The organism is Clostridium hydrogenum, assembly GCF_021432385.1.
Lineage (GTDB): Bacteria > Bacillota > Clostridia > Clostridiales > Clostridiaceae > Clostridium_S > Clostridium_S hydrogenum.
Genome location: NZ_JAEACT010000002.1, coordinates 926,765 through 940,357 on the forward strand (window position 1 = coordinate 926,765; position 13,593 = coordinate 940,357).

Sequence of the window (13,593 nt, forward strand, 5' to 3'; positions counted from 1 at the left end):
AATCAGTTCAACTATTGAAACTGGTTTATCTTTATACAGAGTAGGTATTATGCGTAAAGTGTTAGAGGATGGGAAGTTGCTTCTAAACGAAAAGCTATTTTAGCTTGCGGTATAATATCGCTTCCGCTGTTGTGTTTAAGATGGTATGTGAGGAACACCTATCTTTAATATAACAGATGAGATTAATAAATATTAGAGGTGATGTTCATATGAAAGAAAAATTGGGTACTAAGCTCTTAGTAACCACGAGTCTATTTATAGCTATTTCTATAGTTATCCATTCATTAAATGTTATAATTCCAGTAGGTGGAGCACCTTCTTTGAGGATAAGCTTCGATGGAATTTTCAGTAAACTTCCAGGTATAATTTTTGGACCATTTGTTGGTGTTTTAGTAGGACCTATTGTTGATTTGCTATCTTACATGATAAGACCAGAGGGTGGGTATATACCATTACTCACTTTAACAGCAGCAATAAGTACAGCACTTCCAGCAATTCTTTGGAAATATTCAAAGAAAATTGATTATAGCAAAATTAGAAATAAGTATATTGCAGTTGTAAGCTTTATTGGAGTTTTGGGGTTAGTTAACAGTGCAATCATAAATTTAATGCCAAAAACATTTTTCCTAGCTAAACTGTTATCTGTAGGAAAATACACGCAGTATTTGGGTATTGGACTTGTTATAATAGCTGCTTTAGGATTTATATTTATGATTTTAGGAAAGCTATTTAAAAATAAGTTTAAAAATGAAGAATTATATGAAAACTTTTTTAGATTATCTATAGTGGTAGTTATTACTGGAATTTTAGTTTCTACAATAGATACCTTCATTTTAAAAAGTTATATTCCTGGACTAGATAAAGCACCATTTATGGTTTTATGGATACCTAGAATTGTAAAGGAAATATTACTTGCTCCAGTGGAGGCATATTTTATGTCTGTATTGCTTTATATTTATAATAAAGTAGTAATTAAAAAAATGGCGTAATATATTTATAAAATGGCTTGCTGCATTAATAATTTTTTAATGCAGCAAGTCTTTTTATTTTATAAATTTAATGGTCATATTCAGGTCATATTGCTGTGATAAATTAATATTGTACTTAAAAGTAATTTATAAACTAGCATATGAAAATAGGAGGTAAGTTTTATGAAGTTAGCATGGAAAGAAATTAGTTATAGTAAAAAGAAATACGCATTAATAGAAATGATTCTTGTAATGATGATATTTATGGTGATATTTTTATCAGGACTTGCAAATGGTTTAGCAAGGGCAGTTAGTGCTGGAATTGAAAATGCAGATGCACTTAATTATGTCATAAGTTCTGATTCTGAAAATTTAATTAACGTATCTAGCCTTGACCAAGACTTGCTAAAAAAAGTGAAGAATAGTACAAGTAGCAAGGTTACAACTCTTGATATTCAGCGAATGGACTTGAATAAAAAGGGAGATACAAAAAAACTCGATGTTACTTATTTTGCAATTAATCCAGATGAGTTTTTAAATCCAAATGTAATAGAAGGAAAAAAACTTTCAGATAAAATTAATTCAATTGTCCTTGATGATTCTTTTAAGGATTCAGGAATTAAAATTGGAGATATAGTTAAAGATTCATCAACAGACATAGAATTAACTGTAGTTGGATTTTCAAAGGATGAAATGTACGGACACTCACCTATAGGTTTTATAAGCACAGCTACTTATACAGAACTTCGAAAGTCAGTGAATCCAATGTACCAAGTTAAATATCATGCAATTGCAGTTCAAGGTAATGATGTAAATAAAATCAAATTAAATGGAGTTAAAGTAGTGGATAAAGCCACAATTGTAGAAAACATTCCGGGATATAAAGCAGAACAAATGACTATTAAAATGATTTTATGGGTTTTAGTTTTTGTTTCAGCAGTGATACTAGGTATATTTTTTTATATCATTACTCTTCAAAAACATAAAGAGTTTGGAGTTACAAAAGCAATTGGTATGAATATGCTAGAAATTGCAATAACAGAAATATCACAGGTATTAATTCTTGCATGTTCTGGAGTAGTAATTGGAAATGTATTGGCTTTTGGAATGGCAGAGGTACTTCCAAGGAGTATGCCGTTTTATTTAAAAGCATCAGATGCAGCAATGGTATCACTGGCATTTATATTAATATCAATAGTTTTCAGTTTAGTATCAATTAGAGAGATTGCAAAGGTTGATCCTATTACAATAATTGGAGGGAATTAAAATGAGCGAATATGCTATGGAATTAAAAAATATTTCAAAATCATATAAAGACGGTAGTGGAACAAATCTTATTTTGGATGATATATCTCTTAAAATTAGAAAAAAGGAATTTGTAGCAGTAGTAGGTCCTTCAGGTTCTGGAAAAAGTACGTTACTTGGTATATCGGGAATGTTACTTTCAAAAGATAAAGGTGATATAATTATAGATGATATAAATATGTCAAATAAAAAGCAAAAAGAATGGACAAGAATAAGAAGAGAACATGTAGGGTTCATTTTTCAGAACCATCAACTTCTTCCATACCTTACGGCTGAGGAGCAGCTAAAGCTTATGGCAAATATGGACTCCTCAAAAACCAAGCTGGATAAAGATAAAGTTGTTAATGAATTTCTTAAAGAACTTGGAATAGATGATTGTCGAAAGAAATATCCTAAACAAATGTCTGGAGGCCAAAAGCAGCGTGTTGCAATTGCAAGAGCATTTATGAATCAGCCTGATATTATTTTGGCAGATGAGCCAACAGCTAGTTTAGATGGAGCTAGGGGGCGACAAATAGCTGAGATGATAAAAGAGCAGGTTAAAAAGAAAAATACAGCAGCTATAATGGTAACTCATGATGAAAGGATATTGGATCTTGTAGACAGTATATACCGCTTAGAAAATGGGAAACTAATAAAGAAAAATTGAAGGCAGTGATATAAGGATGTTTACAATATTAATTGTTGAAGATAATGAAGTGTTGAATAAAATGATGTGTGCAAAGTTAAGGCAGGAACATTTTCAAACAATTTCTGCCTTTGATGGTGAAGAAGCATTGACGGTAATGGATAAAGAACATATAGATTTAGTAATTTGTGATATTATGATGCCAAATATGGATGGTTATGAGCTTACAAAAGAATTAAGGATATACTATAAAACCATGCCAATTCTTATGGTAACGGCAAAAGGGCAAATGGAAGACTTAGAAAAGGGCTTTAAAGTTGGAACAGATGATTATATGATAAAGCCTATTAATATGAAGGAAATGGTATTAAGGGTTAATGCACTTCTTCGCCGGGCAGAGCTTGTTAATAAAAAAAGGCTAGTTATTGGGAACGTACTACTTGATTATGATGCACTAACTGTTAAAATTGGAGAAGAAAATTTAGATTTGCCACCAAAGGAATTCTATCTTCTATTTAAGCTTCTTAGCAATCCCAATAAAATATTTACTCGAATAGAATTGATGGATGAAATCTGGGGTATGGATTCTGAGGCGGATGACAGAACTATAGATTCACATATAAAAAAAATAAGACGCAAATTTGAGAACTATTCTGATTTTAAAATTGTAACTATAAGGGGAGTAGGATATAAAGCAAACTGCTAGAATCCAGGAGGAAGATAGAATATGCAAAAACAAAATAAGAAAATAGAAGATAGAAAATTTAGAATGTCTTTAAGGATTTATTTTTCAATGATTTTTAGCATAATATTATGCATTGCTTGTATTTTTTCATTTGCTTTTGTTTTTGCAGGAATGAGGCTATTTTATCATGGAGTGCTTACTATGCAGGTGCTGGTTATCATGGGATTTTTGATTTGCATAATTACTATGCTAGTTGGTAGTCTTTTGATGTGGCATGGCTCACTGCATCTTACAAAACCTATTAAAATAATTAGCCAGGCTGTAAAAAAAGTAGCTCAAGGTGATTTTAAAGTTCATATAGATAGAAACAAAAAATATCGTGGTAAATATGAATTTAGCAACGAAATAGATGAGTTAGCACTTGGATTTAATAAAATGACTGCTGAGTTAAATGGAATGGACTATATGAAAAAAGACTTTATCAGCAATGTAGCTCATGAAGTTCAAACGCCTCTTTCAGCCATTACTGGATTTACAGAAATATTACTTGAAGGGGGACTTACAATTGAAGAGCAAAGAGAGTATCTTTTACTTGTAAATAGTGAATCATTAAGACTATCACGCTTATGCGAAAATATGCTTCGTATGTCGAGAATTGATAATCAGACAATAGTTGTAAAAAAGGATATAGTCCGTGTGGATGAGCAACTTCGGAAGTCCATAATAATGATTTCTGAAAAATGGCCAGATAAGATTAGAAATTATGAAATAGATTGTGGAAAGCTCACTATACAAAGTGATGCAGACCTTTTAATGCAGGTATGGTCAAATTTAATTGATAATGCCATTAAATACTCAGGTGAAAATAGTACAATATGGATTAGTGGCAAAATAGAAGAAAAATTTTTGAGTGTAACTATTAAGGATGAAGGCGATGGAATAAGCATAGAAAAACAATCTAAGATTTTTGAAAAATTTTATCAATGTGATGAATCTCATAAAAAAAGTGGAAATGGTCTTGGTCTTTCTATTGTAAAAAAAATTGTGGAATTACTTGGTGGAAGTATTAGATGTACAAGTGAAGAAAATAAGGGAACAATTATGGAGGTGAGAATACCAGTATAGTTAAAGATATACCACCTTGAAACTTAAAATTTATTTGTACCAAAATGCCGGTTTCTTGGCATTTTGGTGCACATGAATTTTAATAGTTGAGCTGGTTTATCTATAAAAAAGGCTGCATTAGTGAATTTTAAAATTACTAATGCAGCTTTTTTTCATATTATTCGTTAAAAGTATCAGAATAGTGTTGTAATAAATTATGCTTTAAACTCCAAAGCTCTGAAGACAAATCAACATAATAAGTATGAGGATTTTCAAGTCTTAAAACTTCAGGCCAAAGTTTTTCTGTTTCAGTTTTAGCTATATCTCTAATTTCTAATACATCTGGACTTTCATATTGTAAATTACCATTATTAAATAGTTGCACTCTTAAATCTTTAACGTAGTAATTTTTTAATCTTTTCTTTTTCCATGTATAAATTGGATCAAATATTACGAGAGGCTTAGATTCATCAATAACTTCATCTGCTAGAGTTACTAAATCTGCAATTGCCATATCTGTTGATTTATCAAAAATTCTGTATATTTTTTTGAAACCGGGATTAGTTATTTTTCCTTCATTTTCACTTATTTTAATTTTAGGAATTATTTTGCCGTTATCTTCAATAGCTGCTAGTTTATAAACACCACCAAAAACTGGTTCTGATTTTGCAGTTATAAGTCTCTCACCAACGCCAAAGCTATCAATAGCTGCACCTTGTGCTAGGACATCAGAAATTATATGTTCATCTAATGAATTTGAAATAACAATTTTAGCATCAGGGTAACCAGCTTCATCTAATGCCTTTCTGCAGCGTTTTGTTAAATAGGTTATATCACCACTATCTATTCTTATTCCGGCTGGTTTTATGCCTTGAGGCTTAAGTATTTCATCGAATACTTTTATGGCATTAGGAAGACCAGATTTAAGAACATTGTAAGTGTCTATAAGTACTAGGCAGTTATCAGGGTATACTTTAGCCCAAGCCTTGAAAGCTTCATATTCATTTTCAAATAATTGTACCCAGCTGTGAGCCATTGTTCCTACAGCGGGTATTCCAAACATTTCCTCGGAAATTGTGCATGCTGTTGACGAACAGCCGCCTATTACAGCTGCTCTAGCACCATATATTGCACCATCATAGCCTTGAGCTCTTCGTGAACCAAACTCCATAACAGGTCTTCCGTTAGCAGCACGACAAATTCTATTAGCTTTAGTAGCAATTAAAGTTTGATGATTTACTGTTAAAAGAATCATGGTTTCTACAAGTTGTGCCTGTATTGCAGGTCCCCTAACTGTAACAAGTGGTTCGTTAGGAAAAACAGGATTTCCTTCTGGCACAGCCCAAACATCACAGGAAAATTTAAAATTTCTTAAATAATTTAAAAAATCCTCACAAAAGCAACCCTTATTTCTTAAAAATTCTATATCGTCTTCCGAAAATTTAAGTGAAGAAAGGTACTCCACCAACTGTTGAACTCCAGCCATAATGCAGTATCCACCGTTATCAGGAATTTGTCTAAAAAACATATCAAAATAAACTGTTTTTTCTCCAACTTCATTATTTAAAAAACCATTTCCCATTGTAAGTTCATAAAAATCTACAAGCATAGTAAGATTTCGTCCAGTCCTTACATCAAAATTTTTTCTGTATTCCATAAAAATTCTCCCATCATAAAATATATAAATAAAACTATTTATTTTAAGCAAAATGCTTACATGTAGATTATGTAAGCATGTTTACTATATATTTTAATACCATCTCAATATTATTACAATACCTTTGTATATACAGAGATTAATGATTTCAAAATTAAAATTGCAAATATTAAATTAATCTTTTAATTTAGGTAAAGTATTAGCTGCATGAGGCATAAGTGTGATTGTAGCATTTTTGTCATTTGTCTTATATGCCAAGGCAAGTGCTTCCTCTATACTCTTAACAACGGTTATATTTGTTTTTTTAAGTAAATCAGGATCCAATTTTGATACCAATATAACATTGAATTTATCTGAAGTTTCGCTGAAATAGTATCCAACGTATTTGGAAATGCTATATTTATCTCTAAGAGATTTTTCTCTTTCAGCTGTACTGTTATAATTTAAGAGCATATCTTGAACTTCTTTGTCTCCGCCAAGTCCTTCTCGACATTCTGATAAAATTATTAGAGTACCATTATCTTTAGTTGCAGCTCTTGAATTTATTAAAGTTTTAATAGATTGATATAAATTAATATCTTTTGGGAAACCACAGGCAGATGCAATTGTAATGTCGGATTTTTCTTCTATAGCAACACCATCCATATCATCTATCATTTTTCGACCCTTGGCATGTGCAGATATGTAGTTACCAGATACTGCACCAACAATAGTTCCATCTTCGCCAATTACTACATTAAACATGAAAGTTGGCCTTACAAAACTTGCAGCTTCAAGCATATCTATATGGATAGGATTATCTTCTATGTTACCAGAACGTACAGTTGGATAAGTACCACCACCAAAATTTTTACTTAAGGATAAAGCATGATTTGACATTATTGATTCATAGGAAGCTATTCCTGGAAGAATAGTTTTTTTGCCACCACTAAATCCTACTAAAAAATGGTATATTATTGAGCCTGTTATTATAATGTGATCACAATTTAATGCTATTTTATTTATAGAAACAGGTGTACCGTAATTTGTTGTCCCTAAATAAACTAGATTGTTTTTGTCTAGGCAGTCATGATCTATTATTTTAAATCTTTTAGAAAGCTCTTTGCCTAGAAGTTTTTCATGTTCTTCTTTAGTTTGTTTTCTATGAGTACCTGTAGCTGAGAGGAAAATTATGTCCTCATCTTTAATTCCGCCAGCATTTAATTCGGAAACAAGTTTAGGAAGATATATATCTGTTCTTTGCCAAGCTCTTGTAATATCAGGTATAACTAGACATACAGTTTCACCAGCATGTACTAATTCTTTTAATCGTGCACTGTCTGTTGGATGCTCTATTGCATCATCTATAACCTCAGTTTCTGATTTTGTGACTTTAAATTCATTACTTTTAATTATTTCAATCACATTTTTTTCATCTACAGGAACATCAATTTCCAAGTCCCCATATTTCATCATTTTGTCCATCGAATAGCCCTCTTTCTAATATTGTTATTGCATGTATTAATATTCAATAATAATTAATAATTACTTAGATTTTACTACTGATAAATAATATGTCAACACAAATTTAAAGGAAAGGTTATGTTTTAAAATAATGATGATATGAGCTTATGACATTAATTGATTCTAAAAAATTATTTAAAACATAGGGATTTGGTAATTCAGATAAGCCTTGGACTGGATACGACTACGATAGATTGTCAGATGATGTTAGGTGCATTGTTGAGGCACTTAAGTTGCGTGATTTTACACTCGCAGGACATTCAACTGGAGGGGCTATAGCTATTAGGTATATGGCACGCCATAAAGGTTTTGGAGTAGCTAAACTTGTCCTTATTGCAGCAGCAGCTCCTAGTCTTATTAAGCGTCCCAATTTCCCATATGGGTTAGAAAAAGAGGCTGTGATGAAAATTATTCAGGGAACATATAATGATCGTCCTAAAATGCTGACGGATTTCGGTGATACATTTTTCTTTCAGTATATAACTAAACCATTCTCAGACTGGTTCTTTCAATTAGGATTACAGGCTGGCGGCTGGGCAACTGCGGAAATTGCAAATACTTGGATAAATGAAGTGCTGTTTTTTGATCTAGGAACAATAAATGTCCCAACTTTAATTATTCATGGTATTCATGATAAGGTTGTTCCATTTGAACTTGGTGAAATACAAAATAAAATGATTAAATACTCAAAACTTATACCATTTAAATACAGCGGTCATGGATCATTCTATGACGAGCGTGACAAATTTAACAAAGAAATGATTAATTTTATTGAAGAGTAAAGCTTTTTTAATGTAGAGCGTCTTAATAAAACTATTTAATACGTATCTTAAAATTATTGCGAACTAATTTAATCAATTCACAATTCACAGTTCACAATGCACAATGAAGGATGATTTGCCTTCCTTGCGTCAGGTAAATCTTAAATTATAAGCTTCGCTTAGCACCATAAATGGTGCTATTGCGTAAGCAATAAAAAAAAATAAGTTTTAAGATTTTCTGTAGCTTTGCTACAGAAAATCCACCTTCATTGTGAATTGTGCATCGTGAATTGTGAATTGATTTAATTCGCATTATTTAAAATTTGTGCATAAAATAATTTTGTGTGACAACTCCAATTTGCATAAAAAAATATACATGTTATTATAAATAGGTAATTTGTACATAATTAATATATAGGGGCATGTGAAAAATATAGTTGCTCTTTTTATGAGCCGCTTATAAGGTTTTATGTGAAGTATATCTATAAAATATATTTTTCACATCCGCTTATATCTATAAAAAGCAAGGAGTATTTATGAAATATAAATTAGACGATTCGCAGAAAAAAGCTGTTGTTACAAATGAAAAAAATGTTCTTGTGGTTGCAGCACCTGGTTCAGGTAAAACACTTGTTATAATAAATAGAACATCGTATTTAATAAAAAATAAGGGTATAGCACCTAAAAATATCATTGTTATAACTTTTACAAAAGCAGCAGCTAAAAATATGAAAGAGAGATACATAAAAATTTATGGGGAAAATAATACTCCTTTTTTTGGAACCTTCCATGGATTGTTTTATAAAATATTGAAGAGATATAAGGGCAATATTAGGATAATTGAAGAGTATGAAAAGTACAGGCTTATTAGAGGAATTTTGCTAAAATACATGGATGAAATAAGTGATGATAAAATAAAAGAAGTTGTAAATGATATATCCTTAATGAAAAGCAAACAGGAGGATATAAATAATTTTAAAGCACATGTGGATGGAGAAGTATTTAAAGAATGTGTTGAAGGTTATAACATATATAAAGAAGAAAATGGACTTATGGATTTTGACGATTTGCAGCTTCAGTGCATAAAACTATTTAAGGAAAATAGTGTACTTCTTGAAGGATATGGTAAGCTTTTTAAGCATATTCTTGTAGATGAGTTTCAAGATGTGGATTCACTTCAAATAGAACTTCTTAAAATGTTCAATTCTACAAGTAACATCTATGCAGTTGGTGACGAGGATCAGTGCATTTATTCATTTAGGGGATCAAAGCCTGAATGCATGGTAGATTTTGAAAAGATATTTAATGGCGGAGAAAAGGTATATTTAAATACTAATTATAGAAGCGTAAGCAATATTGTTGAGATATCAAAAGAGCTTATAGGGAATAATGTTATGAGAAACTCAAAAGATATTAATTTTTTTAAGGACTTTAAAGGTAACATAACTATTATCAATAGTAAAAATGAAAATTCAGAAGCAGAAAAAATAGCTTTAGAAGTACTGAAAGTAAGAAATGCTTCAGAGTGTAACTATTCTGATATTGCTGTCCTGTATAGAACAAATGTTGAAAGTAGAAGTTTAATTGATAGCTTTATAAGAAGAAATATTCCATTTAGATTTTTAGATAGGGAGTATAATTTTTTTCACCATTTTATATGTAAGGATTTAATTGCATATTTAAAATTAAGTATAGATGAATACGATAGGGAAAGTTTTCTTAGAATAATAAATAAACCTTTTAGATATATAAGTAAGCTTGCACTTGAAAAAGTTAGAAGCCATAGTTATAAAGAAAATTGTTTCGATATATTAAAAGATATAGAAGATATACCTGTTTTTCAGCTGAATACCATGGATAAGCTTGATAAAAATATAGCCTCATTAAATAAAATGTCACTTTTGAGTGCCGTACAGTATGTTATTTCAGATTTGGGATATGCTGATTACATAAAAGAGTATTCAATAAAATATAAAATTGATATAAATGAACTTAATGATATAATGGAAGAATTTAAAAGTTCTTGTGATGGTTATGGCACTATAATTAACTTTTTAGCGCATGTAGCTGAAGTAGAAGAAATGATGAAGAATAATAAATTTCATAGAGATAAGGATAGGGTAATTTTAAGCACTATTCACGGTGTAAAGGGCATGGAGTTTAAAAATGTATTTATAGTAAACTGCGTAGAGGACAACATCCCTCATAAAAACAGCATTCCAGATAATATAGAAGAGGAGAGACGGCTTTTTTATGTTGGAATTACAAGGGCAATAGATAATTTATGGCTTTGCATAACAAATGAAGTTAAGGGAAGCGTGAGAAAGCCATCGAGATTTATTGGTGAGTGTAAACTTCAAGAAAACGGGGTAGAACTTGTTTTTAAAAAGGGAGATATTGTGGAACATGCGGCTTTTGGCAGGGGTACAGTATTAAATATGACTAGTGAGGTTACGGAGATTCAGTTTGAAAATGCAGCTCGCAAGTTTGATACTACGGTGCTCGTTAATTGCGATTTGGTTAAAAAGGTGGAGTGATATTTTTTTAATATGCCTAGTATTGATTCTATTTATATAAAATGCCATAATATTAATACAAACGAAAAATAATGGTAGTTTTGAGGGATGCTAAAATGTGTAAGAAATTTATAACCATAATTACTTTCATGCTCTTATTATTGATATCTACAAGTGTAAAAGCAGCTGCATTTACTGATAATCAAATTGTAGATTCAAACAAAACTTGGACAATTCACTTTAACGATGAAGTTTTACTTGATGACTTGACTAAGCAGGATATTGTTGTAACGGATAGTAACGGGAATAACGTCAATGCCCCAGTTAAATTTGGACAAGATAATAAAACGATAATAGTTAGTCCTCCAAAGGATGAATATAAATTTGGAGAAAAGTATAAACTTAATATTGGGACAAAAGTACATAATAAAAATAACAATAGTATAAGAAATACAGTTACATTGAATTTTAGTATTAAAAGTGAGGAAAGAGGAAATACAAACAGCAATATTATTGATAATGGTTTATTTGCGGGAGACGGAAATTATATATACTATAATGCTTTTTCAACTGATCATAAATTGTATAGAATGAATAAGGATGGTACAAATAAAATTAAATTATCTGATGACGAAGCCTGTAACATAAATGTTTATGAGGGATATGTATATTACATTAATCAAGGTGATAACAGTAAAATATATAGAGTTAAAGTTGATGGAACGGAAAGAATTAAATTAAATGATGAAGATAGAATTCATAATATAAATATTACAAATGGGTTTATATATTATATTAATAAAAATTATATGATATGTAAAACTAAGCTTGATGGAAGCTGCAAAACCAATATAACTTATGATGCTGCACAATTTCTTAATGTAGAAAATGGATGGATATATTATAGAAACAGTTCTGATGATGGAAAGGTATATAAAGTATCTATAAATGGTGGGCAGAGAACTAAATTAAATGATGATAATGTAAATACACTTGTTGTTCAAGGAAATTTCATTTACTACACTAAATTGGCCACCAATGGAATATTTAAGATGGATTTAGATGGAAACAATAATACTAAAGTACATAATGAAGGAATATCGATTAATGTTAGTGATAAGTATATTTATTTTTCTTTGAGCAGCGGCGCTATATATAGGATGGACTTGGATGGAGAAAATATAATTAAGTTATCAGAAGGTACACCTATGAATTATATAAATGTAATAGGAGATTCTATTTATTTTATAGATATTACAAATAAAACAATGGTACAATAAAGAAATTAGGGAGTTGGCAGTTTAAATTACTGTGAACTCTCTATTTTTTTCTGTAAAATACAAATATATTTGAACTTTCTATATAAAGATAAACCACCTTGAAACTTAAAATTTATTTGTACCAAAATGCCGTCTTCTTGACATTATGGTGCACATAAATTTTAATAGTTGAAATGGTTTATCTATAATAAGAATTTAATTAAAAATTTAATTTTGTTAAAACATACTTGAAAAAAGTAAATAAAAATAATATTATAGTAGTAAAGTATATAAATTACAAAATTGGAATTAGATAAAGTTAAATGAAATAAAAATAAACTAATTAAAAATAAATTCAAACTAATAACAAGCTTAAAAGCTGATAGTATATTAAATTATATTATATAAAAATCCATAAATGAAAGGATAAAAGTAATGAGCATAAAAATAAAAAGGAAAAAGATATCAATTATTTTGATACTTGCTTTAATAGGAGGAACTATGGTGGGTTGTGGACAAAGTGATACAAAAAAAGAAGGACCAGTACAAATAAAAATGGAGAAATATATAAAGGATGCGTACAAAGAAGATTTTGTGGTGGAAGTACCAATTATGCATAGAGATGAAGGTGGAATATCAAATTACGATAATGCAGTGGCATATCCAAAAAAAGATAAGAGTCTAAAATTTGAGATAGACTATAGGGGCGGTAAATTTAGCGATAATTATATGGATGTTAAATGGTCAAGAGAAGGAAGCCCAATTGTTGGAAATAGGTTAAGAGAAGTGTATGGTGAAAATACCAAATATGATTTTGAGTTGACTGAAGAAATAAATGAAAATACAAAGAAAATGAATTATAAAGAAGTAACAGAAAATTACCCAGATAAGGGAGCTATAAGATTGGTGTATTATGTGTTCTTAGATGGCTCATTAGATAAACAGAAGGAAGGAGAGAGGGCATATGATATTTTAAAGACTACAATTTTAGATAATAAGATTAAAGAATATTTATTTACTGTATTCTTTGTTGATAGAAAATATAAAGATTTAATTATGAATAATAAAATTGATTACGAAATGTTAGATAATGATGATTTATATAAATCAAAAAAATTAGTAAATGGAATCTATAGCACTGAATTAAGTAATGTAAGAAATAAAGATGATTTAATAAAAAGATTTAGATACTAGGGGAGGTGAACAG

At 30.0% G+C, this 13,593-nt stretch carries 10 protein-coding genes, 1 pseudogene and 1 riboswitch; of the genes and pseudogenes, 9 read left to right on the plus strand and 2 right to left on the minus strand.

Annotated elements, in window-relative coordinates:
- The first annotated feature begins 34 nt into the window (after window positions 1-34).
- A riboswitch (THF riboswitch) is annotated at window positions 35-131 on the plus strand.
- Between the two features lie 78 nt (window positions 132-209).
- The 5 genes from CUEA01_RS04140 (at window position 210) to CUEA01_RS04160 (ending at window position 4,711) form a co-directional block, all read left to right on the plus strand.
- Window positions 210-989, plus strand: coding sequence for a folate family ECF transporter S component (locus CUEA01_RS04140; RefSeq protein ID WP_234118661.1), 780 nt, complete (start codon window positions 210-212; stop codon window positions 987-989).
- 162 nt (window positions 990-1,151) lie between these two features.
- Window positions 1,152-2,234 carry an ABC transporter permease gene (locus tag CUEA01_RS04145; RefSeq protein ID WP_234118663.1) on the plus strand — a complete coding sequence of 361 codons (1,083 nt, stop codon included), beginning with the start codon at window positions 1,152-1,154 and terminating at the stop codon, window positions 2,232-2,234.
- Window position 2,235: 1 nt separating this feature from the next.
- A complete protein-coding gene (locus CUEA01_RS04150) occupies window positions 2,236-2,922 on the plus strand; it encodes an ABC transporter ATP-binding protein (protein ID WP_234118665.1) in 687 nt (228 codons plus the stop codon).
- 16 nt (window positions 2,923-2,938) lie between these two features.
- Window positions 2,939-3,607: a response regulator transcription factor gene (locus CUEA01_RS04155; RefSeq protein WP_234118674.1), complete on the plus strand. Its 669-nt coding sequence runs from the start codon at window positions 2,939-2,941 to the stop codon at window positions 3,605-3,607.
- A 21-nt stretch (window positions 3,608-3,628) separates the two neighbouring features.
- A complete protein-coding gene (locus CUEA01_RS04160) occupies window positions 3,629-4,711 on the plus strand; it encodes a HAMP domain-containing sensor histidine kinase (protein ID WP_234118676.1) in 1,083 nt (360 codons plus the stop codon).
- 157 nt (window positions 4,712-4,868) lie between these two features.
- On the opposite strand, the gene CUEA01_RS04165 is transcribed toward CUEA01_RS04160, so the two are convergent.
- On the minus strand, window positions 4,869-6,347 hold the full coding sequence (locus CUEA01_RS04165) for a nicotinate phosphoribosyltransferase (protein ID WP_234118679.1): 1,479 nt from the start codon (window positions 6,345-6,347) through the stop codon (window positions 4,869-4,871).
- A gap of 174 nt (window positions 6,348-6,521) precedes the next feature.
- Entirely contained in the window at window positions 6,522-7,811 is a 1,290-nt protein-coding gene (locus tag CUEA01_RS04170) for a lactate racemase domain-containing protein (RefSeq protein ID WP_234118687.1), read from the minus strand.
- 185 nt (window positions 7,812-7,996) lie between these two features.
- Between CUEA01_RS04170 and CUEA01_RS04175 the strand changes: the two are divergent.
- The 4 genes and pseudogenes from CUEA01_RS04175 to CUEA01_RS04190 all read left to right on the plus strand — a co-directional run.
- Window positions 7,997-8,632: pseudogene (locus tag CUEA01_RS04175) on the plus strand (alpha/beta fold hydrolase); the annotation flags it as partial.
- A 515-nt stretch (window positions 8,633-9,147) separates the two neighbouring features.
- Window positions 9,148-11,148, plus strand: coding sequence for an ATP-dependent helicase (locus CUEA01_RS04180; protein WP_234118690.1), 2,001 nt, complete (start codon window positions 9,148-9,150; stop codon window positions 11,146-11,148).
- Between the two features lie 95 nt (window positions 11,149-11,243).
- Window positions 11,244-12,407 (plus strand): DUF5050 domain-containing protein, encoded by a 1,164-nt coding sequence (locus tag CUEA01_RS04185; protein WP_234118691.1) that lies wholly within the window; start codon window positions 11,244-11,246, stop codon window positions 12,405-12,407.
- A gap of 414 nt (window positions 12,408-12,821) precedes the next feature.
- A complete protein-coding gene (locus tag CUEA01_RS04190; protein WP_234118693.1) occupies window positions 12,822-13,580 on the plus strand; it encodes a hypothetical protein in 759 nt (252 codons plus the stop codon).
- Window positions 13,581-13,593: the final 13 nt, after the last annotated feature.